Below are 20,479 nucleotides of genomic sequence, written 5' to 3'. Positions count from 1 at the left end.
TCTCATGGCGCGGTGCGCGCGTCGACGCGCGATGCCTCGCCGGCCACGCCGCTCGCGCGCAGGCTTTGCAGGGCTGCGGGCGGGTCGGCCGCATCGAGCAGATAGCTGTGGTCAGGCAGGGGGCCGGCGACGATGCCTGCCTGTGCCTGCTCCAGCGCTGCGGCGACCTGGGCCATGCTGGCGCCAGGCAGGAATTGCACGCGCAGGCTGGCCGGCGGCGCCACTGCACCTGGCACGCTGCGCCAGCGCAGTTGATCCGCCGGGGCAGGTTGCTGCCACAGCAGCCACGCCTGGCCCATGCACAGGCTGGCCAGTGCCGTGATGGCCACTGGCGCCAGTGCTGGCAGCGACAGGCGCTGGCAGCAGCGGCGCCAGAAGCCGGGGCGTTCGAGGCGGCGATGCAGTTGCGCCAGGCCTGCGGCGGGATCCATGCTGGCCGCTTCGGCCTCGATGGCGGTGCGGATCTCGCCCAGCCAGCCGGCATCGGCGGCCCAGTCCGGATCGTGTTCCAGCCTGGCGGCGATGCGGCTGGCCACGTCTGCGGGGGCATGGCCATTCAGGTAGTCGGGCAGCATCTCGCGCAGCGCCTGTTCCTGAGGATCGATGGACTCAGCCATGGCGGCCGCCTTCCTGGGCAAACCAGCGCTGTATGCACTGGCGTAAGTTGAGGCGGCCATGAAACAAGCGCGTCTTGACGGTGCCTTCCGGTGCTTGTTGAATATGGGCAATATCGGCCACCGACAGATCGTCGATGGCCCACAGGGTCAGGCTTTCGCGCTGCATCGGGTTGCGCAGACGCAGCAGGCATTTCAGCACGGCATGGCGCCGTTGCAAACTCTCCCGCGCCACCTGTGGTCCCGGATCGTAATCCGCCTGCTCCTGCTGCGCCGGCTCCTCGCTATCGTTGTCGAGCGGCACTTCACGTGCCAGGCGCTTGCCGTGGCGGCGGATCTGGTCGATGGCCTTGTTGCGGGCCAGGGTCAGCAGCCAGGTGCCGAACGCCACCCGGCCGTCGTAGCGCATGGGCGCGCGCCAGATATCGTGGAACACGTCCACCGTGACTTCGTCGGCGACCGCGTGCACATCGAGCCCCGAGCCGGACAGTTGCAGGCGCGCAAACACGCGCACGCGCGGCGACCAGGCGCGGTACAGGATATCGAGCGCGCGCTGGTCGCCTGCTGCCATGGCAGCGAGCAGTTCGGCAGGGTTGACTGGCAATGCGCTCATGGTGAAGGGGGCGGGACAGGTTGAATGGGAGCGTCAGGCAAGGGCGTCGTGGCGATTATAGCACCGGGGAAATAGTGCCGTATTGTTAAGGGAGATGCCTGCAAAGACGCGGGCGCAGGGGCTGGCGCAATTTCATTGCAAAAAGATTGAACCGGATGGCGGCGCGCTGCGAACAAGAGCATGAAGGGCCGCATTGCCGCTGGTCCGCCAAGCCGAAAAGGACAGTCCCATCATGAGAAAACGCGACAAGACCTTGCGCGATGCCAGCCGGGGCGGGGAGCCAGCCCATGCATGAAAATATGCTCTCCGGCAACGTCGCCATGCAGCGCCTGACGCCGGCCGAGCGGCTGGTGGCGGCCATGGCCATGCGCGGCACGCCGTACAAATCGATCGCCCGCGCGCTCGACAAGTCGCCAGCCACCGTGCGCAACCAGCTGCATGTGATTTACCGCAAGCTCGGCGTGAGCAACCGGACGGCGCTGGCCTGCGCCTTGCGCACCGAAGACTAGCCCGCCGCACGGCAAGCCGCAAAATATTTTCGGCACTGGGGCAAAAATCGTCTTTTTCAAGGCCTTGAAGGCCGCTTGATCGTCCTTAGATTGGTAGCAAGCGGATGCTCACGGTGAGGTCCGCCCCTCTTATCGCTTCATTTGAAAAGGATATTTATCATGCGTACTTTTGACCTTGCCCCCCTGTACCGTTCCGCCATTGGCTTTGACCGCCTGGCACAGCTGCTCAACGAACAGCGCGCCGATGCGCAGCCCAGCTACCCGCCCTACAACATCGAACTGGTATCGGAAGATAAATACCGCATCGTGATGGCATTGGCCGGCTTTTCGCGCGAAGAGATCGACATCATCACCGAACGCGACTCGCTGCACGTCACGGGCCGCAAGCAGAAAGATGGCGTCGAGCGCACGTTCTTGCACCGCGGCATCGCTGCCCGCGATTTCGAACAGCGTTTCCAGCTGGCCAACCACGTGAAGGTCACGGGCGCCACGTTTGAAAACGGCATGCTGACCATCGACCTGGTGCGTGAAGTGCCGGAAGCGCTGAAACCGCGCAAGATCGAGATCGGCACCGGCGGCGATACCGTCAGCGTGCTGGAACAGCGCCAGGCAGCCTGAGCTGAGCTGAGCTGAGCTGACTGCGGCGCCTCTCGGGCGCCCGGGCAGCCAGGAAGGCACCCTCCCATGCAGTAAAATACTGGCCGGTTGATCCGGCCAGTGTCACGTCCAGGCCCCGTAGCCCCTCCATCGCCCGCCATGCGGCGCGCCAGATTAAGCGATGCTTAAAGGCGCCAACGCCTGTTTCCAAATGGAAAAATGTTAAGCACCGCCTAAGACTCGTGGCCCACTATTGCATACATCAAAATCTCATTGAATGAGGAGCAATTCATGGAACAGCAAAAGAATACCGCATCGCTGAAAATCAAACGCACCGTAGCCGCGCTGGCCGCGATCGGTGTGCTGGGCGCCGGTGGCGCCATGGTGATGCATCAGAATAATGCCGGCGCGAATGTCGCCGCCCCCGCCCCCGTGGCTGCCGCCGTGGCGCCTGCCGCCAGCGCGCCGCTGGTGGCCTTGCCCGACTTTAGCCAGATCGCCGCGCGCAACAGCCCGGCCGTCGTCAACATCAGCGTCACGGGCAGCACCAAGGTGGCCTACGACCCATCGGCCCAGGCCGGCAACGACGACTTCGGCAACGATCCGTTCTTCGAATTCTTCCGCCGCTTCCAGGGTCCGCAAGGCGGGCAGCGCGGTGGCCGCGACGTGCCCACGCACGGCCTCGGTTCCGGCTTCATCGTCAGCCCGGACGGCATCATCATGACGAATGCCCACGTGGTGCGCGATGCGCGCGAAGTGACCGTCAAGCTGAACGACCGCCGCGAATTCCGCGCCAAGGTGCTGGGCACGGATCCGAAGACGGACATCGCAGTATTGAAGATCGACGCCAACAACCTGCCCATCGTGCCGCTCGGCCATTCGAGCGACCTGAAAGTGGGCGAATGGGTGCTGGCCATCGGTTCTCCTTATGGCTTCGACAGCACGGTAACGGCCGGCGTGGTCAGCGCCAAGGGCCGTTCCTTGCCCGACGACAGCAATGTGCCGTTCATCCAGACGGACGTGGCGGTGAACCCCGGCAACTCGGGTGGCCCGCTGTTCAATACACGGGGCGAAGTGGTCGGCATCAATTCGCAGATCTACAGCCAGACGGGCGGCTTCCAGGGCTTGTCGTTTGCCATTCCGATCGACCTGGCGGGTCGCATCAAGGACCAGATCGTCGCCACCGGCAAGGCCAGCCATGCCAAGCTGGGCGTGACGGTGCAGGAAGTCAACCAGGGCTTTGCCGACTCGTTCAAGCTGGCCACGCCGGAAGGCGCGCTGGTGGCCAACGTGGAGCGGGGCAGCCCGGCCGACAAGGCGGGCCTGAAGTCGGGCGACGTGGTGCGCAAGGTGAATGGCCAGCGCATCATCGCTTCGGCCGACTTGCCGGCGCTGGTGGGTACGTCCTTGCCAGGCGACAAGATCAGCATGGATGTCTGGCGTGACGGCAAGATCGTCAGCCTGACGGCGACCCTGGGCAATGCGGCCGACAAGGTGGCCGAAGTGGCGAAGAGCGACGGCGCCGCCGGCAAGGTAAAGCTGGGCCTGGCCCTGCGTCCGTTACAATCGGATGAAAAACGCGAGGCGGGCATCAGCGCCGGCCTGCTGGTGGAAGACGCGGGCGGTGCTGCGGCGAATGCCGGAGTGCAGCCGGGCGACGTGTTATTGTCGGTCAATGGCCATCCCGTCAACACGGTCGAGCAGGTGCGCGACGTGGTGGAAAAATCCGCCAAGTCGGTCGCCTTGCTGATACAGCGGGGACCGGACAAGATTTTTATTCCCGTACGTTTAGGCTAATGAATGAGTACCGGGGTCAGACCCGCCGGGTCTGACCCCAGCCTTCCGCTGTGGGGCTAATCAATAAAAAAAGGAGCAGCCATGCGGCTATTGCTGGTAGAAGACGACACGATGATCGGCGAGGTGGTGCTCGATTTGCTGCGCGCCGAGCATTATGCGGTGGACTGGGTCAAGGATGGCGACATGGCCGATACGGCCCTGCAGACGCAGACCTATGACCTGGTGCTGCTGGACCTGGGCTTGCCGCGCAAGGATGGCCTCGACGTGCTGCGCTCGATGCGCTTGCGCAAGCTCGACACGCCCGTGCTGGTGGCCACGGCGCGCGACGCCGTCGAGCAGCGCATCGCGGGGCTCGACGCGGGCGCCGACGATTACGTCTTGAAACCATATGACCTCGACGAACTGCTGGCGCGCATACGCGCCTTGCTGCGGCGCGCCTCGGGCCGGCCGGAACCGATCTTCGAGCACCAGGGCGTGTCCATCAATCCGCTGACGCGCGAAGTGATCGCCGAAGGCCATCCCGTCAACCTGTCGGCGCGCGAATGGGCCGTGCTGGAAGCCTTGATCGCGCGCCCCGGCATCGTGCTGTCGCGTGCGCAGCTGGAAGAAAAACTGTACAGCTGGAAGGATGAAGTCAACAGCAATGCCGTGGAAGTGTATATCCACGGCTTGCGCAAGAAGCTGGGTAGCGACTTGATCCAGAACGTGCGCGGCCTCGGCTACATGGTGCCCAAGGCATGAGGATGAAGGTCACGGTGACGCATTCGCTGCGCGGCCGCCTGCTGTGGTTTTTGCTGGCGGCCATCATCATGGCGGCCCTGGCGCAGGCGTCGATCGCCTACCGCAGCGCCCTGTACGACGCCGACCAGATTTTCGACTATCACATGCAGCAGATGGCCCTGTCGCTGCGCTCCGGCGCGCCGCTGGCCAACCATGCGCAAGCCTTGCCGGCCGACCCCGTCAACAACGACATGGTGGTGCAGGTGTGGACGCCGGACGGCGTGCAGGTGTTCCGTTCGATCACGCGCGCGGAACTGCCGCAGCGCGCCGTGCTGGGCTTTTCGAATGTGAAAGCCAACGGCACCACCTACCGCATCTTCTCCGTGCAAACCAGTTCCCAGACCGTGCAGATCGCCCAGGACATGGCAGTGCGCAAGCGCATGGCTGGCAGCCTGGCGCTGCGCACGGTGGGGCCGATCGCGCTGATGGCGCCTATCCTGATGCTGGTGGTCTGGTGGGTCGTCAGCGGTTCGCTGGCACCCGTTTCGCGCGTGCGCAAGCAGGTGGCGGCGCGCCAGGCCGACGATTTATCTCCCGTCTCGGAAGCGGGCTTGCCCGACGAGGTGCGCCCCCTGGTGCATGAATTGAACCTGCTGTTCGGCCGCGTGAAAACGGCGTTCGACGCGCAGCAGCATTTTGTCGCCGACGCCGCGCATGAATTGCGCACGCCGCTGGCGGCATTGAAGCTGCAGGTATTGAGCCTGGAGCGGGCCGAATCGGAAGAAAAGCGCAGCCTGGCAATCAGTCGCGTGAGCGCCGGCATCGAGCGGGCCACGCGCCTGGTCGAGCAGCTGCTGGTGCTGGCCCGCCAGGAAGCGAGTGCCGCCAGCGGCGATCAGCTGCAGGCGGTGGACTTGAACGACGTCGTCAAGCGGGCGCTGGGCGACATGGCCGGCATCGCGCAGGCGCGCAAGATCGACCTGGGCCTGCATCACATGGATGCGGCCAAGGTGGCGGGGCAGGCCGATGCGCTCAACATCATGCTGCGCAACCTGGTCGATAACGCCATCAAGTACACGCCGCAGGGCGGCACGGTCGATATCGACCTGCGCGCCAGCCCCGTCGGCGTGACCTTGTCGGTGGAAGACAGCGGCCCCGGCATCCCGCCCGAGGAACGCGAGCGCGTCTTCAGCCGCTTCTACCGCGTGCCCGGCACGGACGCCAACGGCAGCGGCCTGGGCCTGGCCATCATCAAGGCCATCGCCGAGCGCCATGGCGCGCGCCTGGTGCTGGACAAATCCGAGCGCCTGGGCGGCCTGTGCGTGCGCGTGGAATTCCCGCAAGCCGTGAAAAAATAATATTTTGATCATGATCTTTGGCATGTTGCATTGACGCGCGCGCCGCTGGCATATATTGTCTGCGCAATAAGCAATCAAGCAAACGGAGCGCAGCATGCAGAAGATCGGCTTTTCAGGCACCCTCGATCCCATCACCAATGGCCATATGTGGGTGATCGGCGAAGCGCGTTCGCTCGCCGACGAGGTGATCGTGTTCCTGTCGCAAAACCCCGCCAAGCGTCCCCAATTTCCCGCCGAAGACCGCAAGCGCATCATCGAACAGAGCGCGCGCGAGTGCGGCTGGGACAATGTGCAGGTGGTCATCGTCAAGGGCGACTACACGGCGCGCGCGGCGAAAAAGCATGGCTGCGACTACCTGATCCGCGGCATCCGCACGACGGCCGATTTCGACTATGAAAACCTGATCCAGCAAACGAATGTGGACGTGCTTGCGGGCGCCAAGACGATTTTCGTCATGCCGCCGCGCGACCTCGGTTCCGTCAGCTCCAGCTTCGTCAAGGCGCTGGAAGGGCCTGTCGGCTGGAACTGGACCATGAAAAAATTCGTCCCCGGCCCCGCCTACCAGGCGTGGATACTCGACTGCCTGCGCAAGGAGTGGGAAGCGCTGTGGAATTACGCGACCGCCTCGCAAGATGACATCGCGCTGGCGGATCACTGGTTCGCGCACCTGACGGGACCACAGGCGTATGGCGGCGCGGAGCGCCATTATCACAACCTCGACCATCTGGTGCACGGCCTGGCCGAGATCCGCGTGTGGGCCGACAATACCTATGCGCCCAAACGCGACAGTGCGCTGGTCAAGAAAGCGTTCTGGTTCCATGACGCCGTCTACAGCCACGACGACGAGGCCCTGTATTCGAGCGAAGAGGCCAGTGCCCAGCTGTGGCTGGCCAGCGGCCTCGATGCGGGCGACAACCTTGATGTGGCGCAATTGATACGCGCCACCGACCATTTCCAGGGGCCGGGCATCAGCCACGCGCTGAAGGACGCCATGCTCAGCGCCGACCTGGCCATCCTGGGGCAGGATGACGAGGTGTATCACGCCTATACGCAAGCCATCGGAAGAGAATACGCGCACGTGGACCCCGTGCGCTTCAACGCGCAGCGGGGCCTGGCGCTGCAGCATTTATGCAGCAAGGCGCAGGCGGGCCAGCTGTTTGGCGATGCGTATTTCGCCGACCAGTACAACGCGCGGGCGATTGAAAACATGCAGAAGGAGATCGCGGCGCTGGCAAGCGGCTGACTCCCGTCAGCCGCTTGCTGTCCTAGCGGGTCGCCGACTTGGCGCGCGCCGCGTGCAGCTTCTTGAAGCTGTCGATCAGGCGCTGGTGCCGGTCGAGGCCTTCCAGTTGCATGCTGGTCGGGGTCAGGCCGAAGAAGCGCACGCTGCCGTCCATCGAGCCCAGCACCGCGTCCATGCGGGCGTCGCCAAACATGCGGCGGAAATTGACGACGTAATCGTCGAGTTCCAGCTCGTCGTCGAGTTCCACTTCCAGCACCACGTTCAAGGCTTGATAAAACAGTTTGCGTTCGAGCGTGTTGTCGTTGTACTGCAGGAAGGTTTCCACCAGCTCTTTCGCTTCCTCGAACTGCTGCAGAACCAGATGAATCAGCAGCTTCAGTTCCAGCGTCGTCAGCTGGCCCCAGACCGTATTTTCGTCAAACTCGATGCCGATCAGGGTGGCGATGTCGCCGTACTCGTCGAGCTCGCTGTTTTCCAGGCGCTCGAGCAAGTCTTCCAGGCTGGCATCGTCCAACTGATGCAAGTTCAGGATGTCGGCGCGGAACAGGAGCGCCTTGTTGGTGTTGTCCCAGATCAGATCTTCGACGGGATACACTTCCGAATAGCCGGGCACGAGGATGCGGCAGGCGGTGGCGCCCAGCTGGTCGTACTCGGCCGTGTAGACTTCCTTGCCCATCCCGGCGAGGATGCCGAACAGGGTTGCCGCTTCCTCGGCATTCGAGTTCTCGCCGTGGCCGGAAAAATCCCACTCGACAAAATCGTAATCAGCTTTCGCGCTGAAGAAGCGCCACGAGACGATGCCGCTCGAATCGATGAAGTGTTCGACGAAGTTGTTCGGTTCGGTGACGGCTTCGCTGGCAAAGGTCGGCTGCGGCAAATCGTTGAGGCCTTCAAAGCTGCGGCCCTGCAGCAATTCCGTCAGGCTGCGCTCGAGCGCCACTTCCAGGCTCGGGTGCGCGCCGAACGAGGCAAACACGCCACCCGTGCGCGGGTTCATCAGGGTGACGCACATCACCGGGTACACGCCGCCCAGCGACGCATCCTTGACCAGCACGGGGAAGCCCTGTTCTTCCAGGCCGGCGATGCCGGCCAGGATGCCCGGGTATTTCGCCAGCACGTCCTGCGGCACGTCGGGCAGGGCGATTTCGCCTTCGAGGATTTCGCGCTTGACGGCCCGCTCAAAAATTTCCGACAGACATTGCACCTGCGCTTCAACCAGGGTATTGCCGGCACTCATGCCATTGCTGACGTACAGGTTTTCGATCAGGTTCGAGGGGAAATACACGACCTTGCCATCGGAATGGCGCACATACGGCAGCGAGCAGATGCCGCGCTCGGCATTGCCGGAGTTGGTGTCGATCAGGTGCGAGCCGCGCAGCTCGCCATCGGGATTGTAGATGTCGAGGCAATACTCGTCGAGTATCTCTTTCGGCAGCGCATCCTTGCGGCCCGGCTTGAACCAGCGCTCGTTCGGGTAATGGACAAAGTCCGCGTTGGCGATGTCCTCGCCCCAGAACGAACCGGCGTAGAAATGGTTGTTGCTGAGGCGCTCGATATACTCGCCCAGGGCCGATGCCAGCGCGCTTTCCTTGGTCGCGCCCTTGCCGTTGGTAAAGCACATGGGCGAGTGCGCGTCGCGGATATGCAGCGACCACACGTTCGGAATGATGTTGCGCCACGAGGCGATTTCAATCTTGATGCCCAGGCCCGCCAGCAGGCCCGACATATTCGCGATGGTCTGTTCCAGCGGCAAATCCTTGCCCACGATATAGGTGCTGGCTTCGCTGGTCGGATTGAGCATCAGCAAGGATTGCGCATCGGCGTCCAGGTTCGCGACTTCTTCAATGACGAATTCTGGCCCTGCTTGCACCACTTTTTTCACCGTGCAACGGTCGATCGAGCGCAGGATGCCCTGGCGGTCCTTGGCCGAGATATCGGCCGGCAGCTCGACCTGGATCTTGAAAATCTGTTGGTAACGGTTTTCCGGATCGACGATATTGTTTTGCGACAGGCGGATGTTTTCGGTGGAAATATTGCGCGTATCGCAATACAACTTCACGAAGTAGGCCGCGCACAGTGCCGATGATGCCAAGAAGTAATCGAACGGGCCAGGCGCCGAGCCATCGCCCTTGTAGCGGATGGGCTGGTCGGCGATGACGGTAAAATCGTCGAACTTGGCTTCGAGACGCAGCTTGTCGAGAAAGTTGACTTTAATTTCCATGAGGTAATCCAATACTGTGCTTATGAGTTAGGCGCTATTATCCGTGCTTTCCGCCGCAGGGCAAACATTGTTCACTGCGGCCGTGCTGAACAGACTGATAAATGTGCGAGGCTATCTGACTACATGCGAATAACACTGATGCGTCACGGCGAGCCTGGCCTCGCCAAGGGGGGCTGGATAGCGCCCATGCAAATGGGAGCGTGGATTGATCTCTACAACCAATCGCTCATCAAAGACAATGGCATACCTGCAGAGTGCGCCATGGCAGCGCTATCGGCGTCAACTATCGTGGCCAGCACGGCACCAAGGGCATGCTCGTCGGCCAGGGCACTGGGTGACTTGCCGTTCATGCAAGAGGCGATTTTCACCGAGGCCGGGCTGCCTTTTGCGCTCTGGAGAGCACCTTGGCTGCCGCCTGCAGCCTGGGCAGCGATTTTTCGCCTGCTCTGGTTATTCGGTTATGCGCGCGGAGCCGATTCGCTGACGCTAAGCCGGCGGCGCGCCAGGATTGCCGCCGAGCGGCTTGTTGCGCTGGCCGCCAAGGGGCCTGTGCTGCTGGTCGGACATGGCATCATGAATCGCCTGATCGGCAAGGAGTTGCAGGCATTGGGTTGGCTTGCCCGCAACAGGCAAGGCAGCCGCTACTGGAGCATGGGCGTGTATGAGATGTGAAACTGGTGGGCGTGGAACGATACAATAGATGGTAATGTTATCGAAACGCTCAAGCCTTCCCATTGCGAAGGTCAGCGTCATCCATAAAGAAGGCCGTGCCGATGCAAATTTCCATGAATGATGTGATCGCTGAGCAAGAAGTGATTGATCTCTACAAGGCCAATCACTGGTCGTCCGCAGAAAAACCAAAAGAATTGATGGCCGCGCTGCGCAATTCCCACAGCCTGGTGACGGCCCGCGCAGATGGCAAATTGATTGGCATCGGCAATGCCATTTCCGATGGCCATCTGGTTGTCTATTTTCCACATATGCTCGTCGATCCGCTGGCGCAAGGCCAGGGCGTCGGCAGAAAGATGATGGCGGCCATGCTGGAAAAATACGCGGGGTTTCACCAGCAAATGCTGACAGCGGACGGCAAGGCCATCGCGTTCTACGAATCCATGGGCTTCGTGCGCGCCGGGAAAACAGAACCCATGTGGATCTATGCAGGCGATGAGCATTGAATGGTGACGCCGACATAAAAACAGCGGCTGCCCATGCTGGCGCAGCCGCTGTTTTCCGCTGTTTTCTTACGCAGGCACGGTGATCAGAACTTCACCCACAGCCGTCCGAAGTACGAGGCGCCGTTCAGGCCGAACTGCACGCTGTCGTATTTGAAACCGTTATCCGTCTCGTTTGCGTTTTGCGTGGTGGGCTTGACGTTGAAGATGTTGTTGCCGCCAAAGGTCAGCTTGGTGTTCTTGCTGATGCTGTAAGTAAAGCTCAGGTCGGCCGAGGTCTTGGCCGCGTAGCGGGCGTTCGGCACGCCATTGGCCGTGCCGCTGAAGGTGCCCAGGGTTTGCGGGCCAAAGTAGATGACGCGCAGGTCGGACTCCAGCTTGCCCGTGATGTAGTCGAAGCCCAGGGTGGCTTTCGCGCGCGGGCCGCCCTGTTCGATGAACAGGCGTTCGCGCTCGGACAGCAAGACATCCTCGAAGCCCGTCAGCGAGGCGGGCGTCTTGACCTTTGTTACTTCCGTTTTGCTCAGGTTCAAGGCCAGGAAGGTGTTCAGGCGGTTGCCGGCCAGTTCACCCTTGTGCGAGGCCGTCAGGTCCAGTCCGCGCGTGCGCGTGTCGACGGAATTGACGAAAAATTGCGCTTCCGTCACGCCCAGCTGGGCCAGGCGTGCCCCCAGGTCGGGGTAATTGCCGGCATTAAAACGGCCCGACAGCACGATGCGGTCCTTGATCTTGATGTTGTACAGGTCGGCTGTGACGGAAATGGCTTGTGTGGGCGTCCAGGTGGTGCCGAACGTAAAGCTGGTGGATTTCTCCTCTTTCAACTTGGGAATGCCGGCCGCGTTGGCGACGGCGCCGCCATTCGGCGCCAGCACCACGTCGGTGGCCACGCCGCCGACGAAGTCGGTAAAGGTGGACGAGAAATATACTTGCTGCAACGACGGCGCGCGGAAACCCGTGCTGGCCGAGCCGCGCAGCAGCACGTTCGGCGCCACTTTATAGCTGGCGGCCAGCTTGCCCGTCACGGTGGCACCGAAGTCGCTGAATTTTTCATAGCGCAAAGCCGCCTGGGTTTTCAGGCGCTCCGTCCAGTCCAGTTCCACGTCGCCATACGCGGCGATACTGTGGCGTTTGGCTTTCGTCACATCGCTGGGCTGGAAGCCGGGAAAGCCCTGGCTGCGGCCATTGCCGCCCACGCCCACGCCGTCGACGTCGCTGTAGGAGCCCGGTTCGCCGGCCATGATCTTGTATTCCTCGCTGCGGTATTCGGCGCCGAAGGCCACGTTCATGCCGCGCATCACGGTGTCGTAATAGCGGCTGAAATCGGCGTTGCTGGTCAGTTGCTGGAACGAGAAACCACCCGCGTCAAAGCTGCTGGCGCTGACGCCCTTGCCGCCGTTCAATAAGTCGAGATTGGCGATCGAGGCGTTCAAGGTATGGCTGACGTCGTAGCGCATCTTGTTGTAGCCATAGGTTTGCGAAAAGTCCGCATGCCATTCGCCGATCTGGCTGCGGTGGCCGATGGTGGCGTACTGGTCGTCGATCTTGCCGTTAATGAAAGGCACGAAACCATCGGGGTACATGGCGGCCGAATTGCGCGCAGGGACGTCAACGCTGCCGATGCCGTCGCGGCCGAACGCGGCGCTCGAGGCGTCGCGCGTCTGCGCGCCGGCCGTGAAGTACAGCTTGCCCGTGCCGCTGGTGGCGTAGTCGCCATTGACGTACAGGGTTTTGTTTTTGGATTTGGTGTCGCCGATGATGCGCATGCTGTCCGCATCGGCCCGGTTCGAGCGGCCCCGGTCCAGGTATTCGCCGGTAATCGCAAGGGTGCCCTTGTCGCCCAGCGCGATGCCGCAGTAGGCCGAGGTCATGTAATTCTTGCCGTCGCCTGCCGAATACTGGCTGTAGCCGGCCACCGCTTCGCAACCGAGGCTTTTCTTGAGTTCGATGTCGATCACGCCGGCGATGGCGTCCGAGCCGTACTGGGCGGCGGCGCCGTCGCGCAGCACTTGCACGTTCTTGATCGCCAGCAAGGGAATCGCATTCATGTCCGTGCCCGTGTTGCCGCGGTTGCGCGCGCCGAACAGGTTGACGAGGGCCGTCGTATGGCGTCGTTTGCCGTTCACCAGCACGAGGGTCTGGTCGGAACCGAGGCCGCGCAAGGCGGCTGAATCGACCAGGTCGGCCCCGTCGGCGCCCGACTGGCGCGTGGAGTTGAATGAGGGAGAAATGTATTGCAGCGATTGCGCCAGGTCGAATTGGCCGCCTTGCTCGGCCACCTTGGAAATCGGAATGATATCGACCGGCACCATGGTGTCGGTGGCGGAACTGGCGACCCGGCGCGAACCGACCACGCTGACCGTTTGCACGGCGCCTGCATCGGCGGCGCTGCCGCCTGTGTCCGTGGTTTGCGCCATGGCGGCCGGGGCAAAGACGGCCAGGGCGGCGCTGCCGTAGAGGCTGATGAGGACGGCTTTACGCAAGGTGGTGAGGGTCGGCACGCAGATCTCCAAGTGGCTGATGGGTTAGATTCGTCACTCGATTCTAGTGCCATCATTTCATCGTCCACCAGTGTTAATTTGCTTTGTTGTTACAAATTACAGCTAACTGTTGTTTCCTTGTTGGCTGTGGCGATCCCCCTTGTTTTCTTGCATGCTGCTGGTGCATGATGCCCCGTTCAGGTGCCTGCCTGCACCATGCCGCCGACCCAGATTGTTCCCTCGCCGTACTGTGCCTGGATCAAGCAGTCTTGCCCCGTCACGTGGCCCTGCGACAGACTCAGCGACTGTTGTAAATGCGCTGCCAGCGCGCCCGCCGCCACGCCCGTGGCGCTGTCTTCCAGCGCCGGGTCGAGGTGGTTGAAGTTGCGCCCTTCAAACTCGTTTTCGCCCGTGCGGCAATACGCATAGCAGCCATTAACCTGATGCAAGGTACTCCAGTCGGCGATCAGTTCCAGGTTCGGCCGCAGCGCGCGCAGGGTGGTGCGGTCGGCCACTTCCAGCAGCAGCTTCGGGCTGCCGACCGAGGCGATCACGGGCGGCGACAGCAAGTGCATGTGCTGGCCCATCAGTTCGGACGGCACATATTTTTCCAGCATGATGGCCGGCGCCGGCTGCGGCGCCAGGCCGATGAATAGACCGGCGGCGTTGCGCACCAGCTGCAAGGCTTGCCCGCGCATGGCCGTCGTCACCGTCAGGGTTGCTGGCGCGCCAGGCGCCGTCAGCAGCACATGTGCGGCGGCCAGCGTGGCATGCAGGCACAGGGGGCTGCGCGTGTGCGGATAAAAATAGTCGAGCACGAGGCATCCCTCCGCGCCGTCCGCCTGCCGGTCGATGAAGACGCAGGCGCTGACCTGCCGCTCGCGGGCGAAGGTCTGGCGCGCCGATTCGCTGCCGTGGTCGTTTTCCACGACCAGCGCCGCATTGCCGCCACCGGGTGCGGCGCCGAAACATTTCAAGAGATGGACAATCATGGCGGACGATGTGAACGGTAAAACACCAGCATAAGCGAAAAACCGTGCAAAGCTTCAGGATGTCTTGGTCGACTGTAGTCCCAAGGCTCTGCTTATTGATCATTTCGTAGAAGTGGTATATCAACAGATGATATACTTTGTCGCATGTGGATCGATCCTGCCATTGATACATTGCTGGACCTCGACGGTTGCATCCTCGATCAGGATGGCGGCTATTGGATCAAGATAGAGGCCAGGCGGACGAAGGTATCGGATGAAATACCCCACGGCATACGCTACTCTCTGACGCTGCACGAACCGTATGGTAAACGCATCCTCGGCTATGACAATGCGCACATGGTAAAGCCGCCAAAGAAATTCAAATATGCGGGACGTATCGTGGCTTTTGACCATCAACACCGGCATCCGTCGGATCAGGGAGTGCCCTATGAATTCAAGGATGCGCAGCATCTCATTACTGATTTCTTTGCTGACGTGGACCGCGTTTTGCTGGAGGTGAAAAATCAATGAAACCGATTTTTATTGGCATCATGCCGCAAGAGAAAATCCGCGAACGCGTGTTGGCTATCGCTAGCGGTACCTATAAACCGAAGCCGAACGAGCCTAAAGTCTGGTTCACTTCCATCAAATCGCTGGCGGAAGTCCTGAGCGACGAAAACCGGGCATTGCTGCACGTGATTCTGGAAACGCAACCGGAATCCATCTCCGCATTGGCTGAGACAACAGGCCGTAAACCGAGCAACCTGTCGCGCACCTTGAAAACCATGTCCAACTACGGCATCGTGCAACTGAAACGGGAGCGCAATCAAGTTCGCCCCATCGCCACCGCGACGGAGTTTCGCATTGTCGCGCATTGACGTTTCATGCTCTCAGCGGTTGATTTTCTAAATCAACAGTCGTTGCGCTTCCCGGCCACCTTTTCCAGATGAGTATAATATACTGTGTTTATATACAGTATTGAGGTAGATCATGTGGGGCGCCGTCTTACCCGAGTATGCTGAGTTGTACTGCCTGAGCAATTTCAGCTTCCTGCATGGAGCCTCGCATGCGGAAGAGCTGGTGGCGCGCGCCGTCCAGCTCGGGTACAAGGGGCTGGCCATCACCGACGAGTGCTCGCTGGCGGGCGTCGTGCGCGCGCATGCGGTAGCCAAGCGGGCAGGCCTCCCCCTGATTATCGGCGCGCATTTTCACTTGACGCAGGCCGACGGCAGTCCGGCCCTGTCCTTGCTGGCGCTGGTGCGCGACAGCGACGGTTACGGCAATTTGTCGGAACTGATCACCATGGCGCGCACGCGGGCAGCCAAGGGGCGCTATTTGCTGACGCCCGACGATTTCGCCGCGCCTTCGGCGGAGTTTGCCCATTTGCGGGGGCTGCCCGGCTGCCTGATGATCTTGCTGCCCAGCTATCCGGCCCAGCCGGAAACCGTGCGCGCGCAGGGTGTGTGGATGGCGGCCACCTTTGGCGGCGAGCGCAGCTGGATCGGCCTGAATTTGCTGCAGCGGGCGCAGGATGACGCGCACCGCAGCGCCGTGCAAGAGGTAGCGCAGGCGCTGGGCGTGTCCGTGGTGGCCGTCGGCCACGTGTGCATGCACGTGCGGTCGCGCAAGCCTTTGCTCGACACCCTGTGCGCGATACGCGTGGGCAAACCCGTGGGTGAGTGCGGCTATGCGCTGGCGCAAAACGCGGAGCAGCATCTGCGCGCGCGCCTGCGCCTGGCCAATGTGTATCCGCCGCAAGCGCTGGCGGAAACCGTGCGCATCGCCAAGCAGTGCACATTTTCCCTCGACAGCCTGCGCTATGACTATCCAGTCGAGCTGGTGCCGCACGGCCACACGCCGGCGACCTATTTGCGCGAGGAAACCTATGCGGGCGCGCGCAGCCGCTTTCCGCTGGGTATTCCCGCCAACGTGCAGCAGCAGATCGAGCAGGAGCTGGAACTGATCGCCGAACTGTCGTATGAAGCGTACTTTTTGACCGTGTACGACATCGTGCGCTTTGCCCGCTCGCAAGACATCCTGTGCCAGGGGCGGGGCTCGGCCGCCAATTCGGCCGTCTGCTATTGCCTGCACATCACGGAAGTGGACCCGGCGCGCGGCAATTGTCTGGTCGGGCGCTTCATGTCGCGCGAGCGCAACGAGCCGCCCGACATCGACGTCGATTTCGAGCACCAGCGGCGCGAAGAGGTGATTCAATATATCTACGGCAAATACGGCCGCGAGCGGGCCGCGCTGGCGGCCGTGGTGATCAGTTACCGTCCGAAAAGCGCCTTGCGCGACAGCGGCCGGGCGCTGGGGATCGACCTGGCCATCGTGGAAAAGGTGGCCAAGGCGCACCGCTGGTTCGACGGCAAGCACGATCTGCTGGAGCGCCTGGCCGAATGCGGGCTCGACCCGGAGGCGGAACTATCGCAGCAGTGGGCTGGCCTGGCGCAGCAGTTGCTGGGTTTTCCCCGCCACCTGTCGCAGCATCCGGGCGGTTTTGTCATCGCTCAGGGAAAATTGTCGCGCCTGGTGCCGATTGAAAACGCCAGCATGGCCGAGCGCAGCGTCATCGAGTGGGACAAGAATGACCTGGAGGAACTGGGCTTGATGAAGGTCGACGTGCTGGCGCTGGGCATGCTGTCGGCCCTGCGCCGTGCCCTGGAACTGGTGGGGGCACGGCGCGGCGAGGAATTTCGTTTGCAGGATATTCCCGCCGAAGATCCCGTCACCTACGACATGATGTGCCAGGCCGACACCATCGGCGTGTTCCAGATCGAGTCGCGCGCGCAGATGAGCATGCTGCCGCGCCTGCGGCCCCGTGAATTCTATGACCTCGTCATCGAAGTGGCGCTGGTGCGTCCCGGCCCCATCCAGGGCGGCATGGTGCATCCGTATCTGCAGCGGCGCCAGCAGAAAGAACCGGTCGACTATCCGAAGGGCCTGGAAAAGGCGCTGGGACGCACCCTGGGCATCCCGATCTTCCAGGAGCAAGTGATGCAGGTGGCCATCATCGCCGCCGATTTCACGCCCGGCGAAGCGGACCAGTTGCGGCGCGCCATGGCGGCCTGGAAACGCAAGGGCGGCATGAACAATTACCATGACCGCATCGTCGATGCCATGGTCGATAATGGCTATGAGAAAGGTTTTGCCGAGGCTATCTTCAGCCAGATCGAGGGCTTTGGCGAATACGGTTTTCCTGAGTCGCACGCGGCCAGTTTCGCCCTGCTGACGTATGCCAGTTCCTGGCTGAAATGCCATGAACCGGCCGCCTTTCTGTGCGCCTTGCTCAATAGCCAGCCCATGGGCTTTTACAGTCCCTCGCAACTGGTGCAGGATGCTCGTCGGCATGGCGTGCAGGTGCTGCCCGTCGATGTGGCCGTCAGCGACTGGGAGACAACCCTGGAAGGCGAGGGGAGTGCGCCTGCCGTGCGCCTGGGCTTGAACAGCCTGTTCGGCATGCGCGCCGAGGCCGCCCTGCGCATCGGGGATGCGCGCGCCATCGCTGCCTTCGTCGACGTGGCCGACCTGGCGCGGCGCGGCGGCCTGGACCGCCATGATTTGCAGGTGCTGGCCGCCGGCAATGCGCTGCACGCGCTGGCGGGCCACCGGCGCGCGGCCCTATGGCAGGCGGCCGGCGCCGTGCCCGACAGGGATTTGCTGCGCGCCACCACGCAAGAGGAAGACTTGCCCGTGCTGGCCGCGCCGACGGAAGGCGAGGGCATCGTCAGCGATTATCGTTCGCAAGGTCTGACCCTGGGCCGCCACCCGCTGGCGCTGCTGCGCGCACAATTGCTGGAGGAGCGCTTTCTGCCCGCATCCGCGCTGGCCAGCTACACGCATGGCCAGCTGGCGCGCGCCTGCGGCATCGTCACCGTGCGCCAGCGGCCGGGCACGGCCAAGGGCGTGATCTTCATGACACTGGAAGACGAGACGGGCACGGTCAACGTCATCGTCTGGCCCGACCTGGTGGAAAGCCAGCGGCGCGAAGTGCTGAGCGCGCCGCTGCTGGGCGTGTACGGCGTGTGGCAAAGGGAGGGCATCGTGCGCAACCTGGTGGCCAAGCGTCTGGTCGACATGTCGCATTTGCTGGGGCGGCTGCGGACCAGCAGCCGCGATTTCTGTTGATGCTTGTCAACATCGTCCAGACGATGGCATGATTATCATCATGACTACTTTACCCGAACCGACATTGCGTCCCGCCCTGGTTGCCGACGCGCCCGCCATCGTCGCGCTGATCGACGACCTGATGCCTTTTCTGACCTTGCACCCGGACGGTGCGGGGGCGGAAAAGTTCATCGAACATTGCCGCCAGCCAGCCATCGAAGGCTATCTGTCGCAGTCGCGCTACGCGTATCAGCTCGCGCACATCGACGGCGAACTGGCCGGCGTGGTGGCCATGCGCGACAACACGCACCTGTTCCATATGTTCGTGCCGCGCGCCCTGCACCGGCGCGGCATGGCGCGCCGTTTGTGGCAGGCTGCCCGCGATGCGTCGCTGGTCAGGGGCGGCGTGACGGCATTTACCGTCAACTCCTCGGCCTACGCCTTGCCCCTGTATGAAAGCCTGGGCTTTGTCGCCACGGGGCCGAAGGTGGAGACGGGCGGCATCGCGTTTGTGCCGATGCGCATGGAATTGACGGCCTGATTACCAGCGCACGATCTTGCCTGGATTCATGATGTTCTTCGGATCCAGCGCGTGCTTCACGGCGCGCATGGTGTCGATGGCGCCTTCTCCATGTTCTTCCACCAGGAAAGCCATCTTGTGCATGCCCACGCCGTGTTCTCCCGTGCAGGTGCCGTCCATGCCGATGGCGCGCGTGACCATGTCGCTGTTGACCTTTTCCGCGCGGGCGATGTCGGCCGGATCATCGGGATCGACCAGCATCTGCACGTGGAAGTTGCCGTCGCCCACGTGGCCGATGATGGCGTAGATCAGACCCTGCGCCTCGCAATCGGCCTTGGTGGCGAGGATGCATTCGGCCAGGCGCGAAATCGGCACGCAGCAATCGGTGGAAATGGCGCGGCTGCCGGGGCGCATCTGCAGCAGGGCGAAATACGCGTTGTGGCGCGCAGCCCACAGGCGCGAGCGTTCTTCGGGGCGGCTGGCCCATTCGAAATCGCTGGCGCCGTGCTCCGCCGTGATGGCTTGCACCAGCTGCGCCTGCTCGGCCACGCTGGCCGGCGTGCCGTGGAATTCAAACAGCAGCAGCGGTTTCACTGGCAGCGCCATCTTGTCGTAGGCGTTGATGGCTTTGACGCCATTTTCATCGAGAAACTCGACCCGTGCCACAGGAATACCCATCTGGATGGTCTGGATCACGGCGCTGACGGCTTCGCCCGTGCCGGGGAACGAGCACACGGCCGCCGAGATCGCTTCCGGCAGCGGATACAGTTTCACGGTCACTTCCGTGATGATGCCCAACGTCCCTTCGCTGCCGACGAACAAACGCGTCAGGTCGTAGCCGGCCGACGATTTTTTCGCCCTGGTTCCCGTCTTGATGATGCGGCCATCGGCCGTGACCACCGTCAGGGCCAGCACGTTTTCGCGCATGGTGCCGTAGCGCACGGCATTCGTGCCCGAGGCGCGCGTGGCCGCCATGCCGCCCAAGGACGCATTGGCGCCCGGGTCGATGGGGAAGAACAGGCCCGTGCCGCGGATTTCCTCGTTCAGTTGCTTGCGCGTCACGCCCGCCTGCACGGTGGCCGTCAAGTCTTCAGCATGCACTGCTACCATCTGGTGCATTTGCGACAGATCAATCGTCACGCCACCATGCAGGGCCAGCACATGGCCTTCGAGCGAGGTGCCGCTGCCATAGGCGATGACGGGCACGTCGTGTGCGCTGCACAGTTTGACGGCGGCCGCCACTTCCTCGGTGGAATGGGCGAAGATAACGGCATCGGGCAGCATGGGGGGATAGCTCGACTCGTCGCGGCCATGGTGTGCGCGCATGGCTTGCGTCATGGAAAAGCGGTCGGCAAAGATCAGGGAAAGTACGGCAGAAAGGGATTCTGGCAGCGGTTTTTTCAGTACCGCCAACTGGTCAGTTTGATTCACGCGAGTCCTCCGTTTTTTTTATTCTACTCCGCGCCCGGGGATTTCACCGAAGCACCATGTTGATTTTTTGCCGCTTGTAAAAAAATCCGCAGGGTTTGCCGTGCACTAGTTGTAAATGAGAATCATTTC

18 protein-coding genes are annotated in these 20,479 nt (G+C 62.4%); 12 read left to right on the top strand and 6 right to left on the bottom strand.

Features of this window, described 5'->3' with window-relative positions:
* Positions 1–2: 2 nt before the first annotated feature.
* Positions 3–617 (bottom strand): hypothetical protein, encoded by a 615-nt coding sequence (locus CLU91_RS10195; RefSeq protein ID WP_100874060.1) that lies wholly within the window; start codon positions 615–617, stop codon positions 3–5.
* The gene (locus CLU91_RS10190; RefSeq protein ID WP_100874059.1) at positions 610–1,227 is read right to left on the bottom strand and encodes an RNA polymerase sigma factor; all 618 of its coding nucleotides are present in this window, start codon (positions 1,225–1,227) and stop codon (positions 610–612) included. The genes CLU91_RS10195 and CLU91_RS10190 overlap by 8 nt, the downstream gene beginning before the upstream one ends.
* Before the next feature lie 287 nt (positions 1,228–1,514).
* Between CLU91_RS10190 and CLU91_RS10185 the strand changes: the two genes are divergently transcribed.
* The 6 genes from CLU91_RS10185 to coaD all read left to right on the top strand — a co-directional run bounded on the left by CLU91_RS10185 (position 1,515) and on the right by coaD (position 7,451).
* Complete coding sequence (locus tag CLU91_RS10185) at positions 1,515–1,736, top strand: helix-turn-helix domain-containing protein (protein WP_157814669.1); 222 nt, start codon at positions 1,515–1,517, stop codon at positions 1,734–1,736.
* A gap of 159 nt (positions 1,737–1,895) precedes the next feature.
* A complete protein-coding gene (locus CLU91_RS10180; RefSeq protein WP_100874057.1) occupies positions 1,896–2,354 on the top strand; it encodes an Hsp20 family protein in 459 nt (152 codons plus the stop codon).
* 270 nt (positions 2,355–2,624) lie between these two features.
* On the top strand, positions 2,625–4,130 hold the full coding sequence (locus CLU91_RS10175; protein ID WP_100876673.1) for a Do family serine endopeptidase: 1,506 nt from the start codon (positions 2,625–2,627) through the stop codon (positions 4,128–4,130).
* Between the two features lie 81 nt (positions 4,131–4,211).
* Entirely contained in the window at positions 4,212–4,871 is a 660-nt protein-coding gene (locus tag CLU91_RS10170) for a response regulator (protein WP_010400558.1), read from the top strand.
* Between the two features lie 2 nt (positions 4,872–4,873).
* Entirely contained in the window at positions 4,874–6,208 is a 1,335-nt protein-coding gene (locus CLU91_RS10165) for an ATP-binding protein (RefSeq protein WP_046685864.1), read from the top strand.
* Between the two features lie 94 nt (positions 6,209–6,302).
* Positions 6,303–7,451, top strand: a complete 1,149-nt coding sequence (gene coaD / locus CLU91_RS10160; RefSeq protein ID WP_100874056.1) for a pantetheine-phosphate adenylyltransferase — start codon at positions 6,303–6,305, stop codon at positions 7,449–7,451.
* A 22-nt stretch (positions 7,452–7,473) separates the two neighbouring features.
* Here coaD and CLU91_RS10155 read toward each other — a convergent pair whose 3' ends face one another.
* The gene (locus tag CLU91_RS10155; protein ID WP_100874055.1) at positions 7,474–9,672 is read right to left on the bottom strand and encodes an OsmC domain/YcaO domain-containing protein; all 2,199 of its coding nucleotides are present in this window, start codon (positions 9,670–9,672) and stop codon (positions 7,474–7,476) included.
* 186 nt (positions 9,673–9,858) lie between these two features.
* Between CLU91_RS10155 and CLU91_RS10150 the strand changes: the two genes are divergently transcribed.
* Positions 9,859–10,344: a hypothetical protein gene (locus CLU91_RS10150; RefSeq protein ID WP_198521299.1), complete on the top strand. Its 486-nt coding sequence runs from the start codon at positions 9,859–9,861 to the stop codon at positions 10,342–10,344.
* A gap of 113 nt (positions 10,345–10,457) precedes the next feature.
* Entirely contained in the window at positions 10,458–10,847 is a 390-nt protein-coding gene (locus tag CLU91_RS10145; protein ID WP_198521298.1) for a GNAT family N-acetyltransferase, read from the top strand.
* Positions 10,848–10,930: 83 nt separating this feature from the next.
* Here CLU91_RS10145 and CLU91_RS10140 read toward each other — a convergent pair whose 3' ends face one another.
* Together CLU91_RS10140 and CLU91_RS10135 are read right to left on the bottom strand one after the other, a co-directional pair.
* Positions 10,931–13,342, bottom strand: coding sequence for a TonB-dependent receptor plug domain-containing protein (locus CLU91_RS10140; protein ID WP_100876672.1), 2,412 nt, complete (start codon positions 13,340–13,342; stop codon positions 10,931–10,933).
* A gap of 176 nt (positions 13,343–13,518) precedes the next feature.
* Positions 13,519–14,313, bottom strand: coding sequence for a PhzF family phenazine biosynthesis protein (locus tag CLU91_RS10135; protein ID WP_100874052.1), 795 nt, complete (start codon positions 14,311–14,313; stop codon positions 13,519–13,521).
* A 144-nt stretch (positions 14,314–14,457) separates the two neighbouring features.
* Here CLU91_RS10135 and CLU91_RS10130 point away from each other — a divergent pair, with 144 nt between their 5' ends.
* The 4 genes from CLU91_RS10130 (at position 14,458) to CLU91_RS10115 (ending at position 18,940) form a co-directional block, all read left to right on the top strand.
* Entirely contained in the window at positions 14,458–14,823 is a 366-nt protein-coding gene (locus CLU91_RS10130; protein WP_100874051.1) for a toxin-antitoxin system TumE family protein, read from the top strand.
* The gene (locus CLU91_RS10125; protein ID WP_100874050.1) at positions 14,820–15,170 is read left to right on the top strand and encodes an HVO_A0114 family putative DNA-binding protein; all 351 of its coding nucleotides are present in this window, start codon (positions 14,820–14,822) and stop codon (positions 15,168–15,170) included. Before CLU91_RS10130 ends, CLU91_RS10125 begins: the two co-directional genes overlap by 4 nt.
* Before the next feature lie 112 nt (positions 15,171–15,282).
* Entirely contained in the window at positions 15,283–18,420 is a 3,138-nt protein-coding gene (locus tag CLU91_RS10120; RefSeq protein ID WP_100874049.1) for an error-prone DNA polymerase, read from the top strand.
* Between the two features lie 40 nt (positions 18,421–18,460).
* Entirely contained in the window at positions 18,461–18,940 is a 480-nt protein-coding gene (locus CLU91_RS10115; protein WP_232730700.1) for a GNAT family N-acetyltransferase, read from the top strand.
* On the opposite strand, the gene CLU91_RS10110 is transcribed toward CLU91_RS10115, so the two are convergent.
* Positions 18,941–20,350, bottom strand: coding sequence for an FAD-binding oxidoreductase (locus CLU91_RS10110; RefSeq protein WP_232730699.1), 1,410 nt, complete (start codon positions 20,348–20,350; stop codon positions 18,941–18,943).
* Between the last annotated feature and the right edge of the window lie 129 nt (positions 20,351–20,479).

Source organism: Janthinobacterium sp. 64 (genome assembly GCF_002813325.1).
Classification (GTDB): Bacteria; Pseudomonadota; Gammaproteobacteria; order Burkholderiales; family Burkholderiaceae_D; genus Janthinobacterium.
This window is presented reverse-complemented; position numbering and strand designations above follow the sequence as displayed.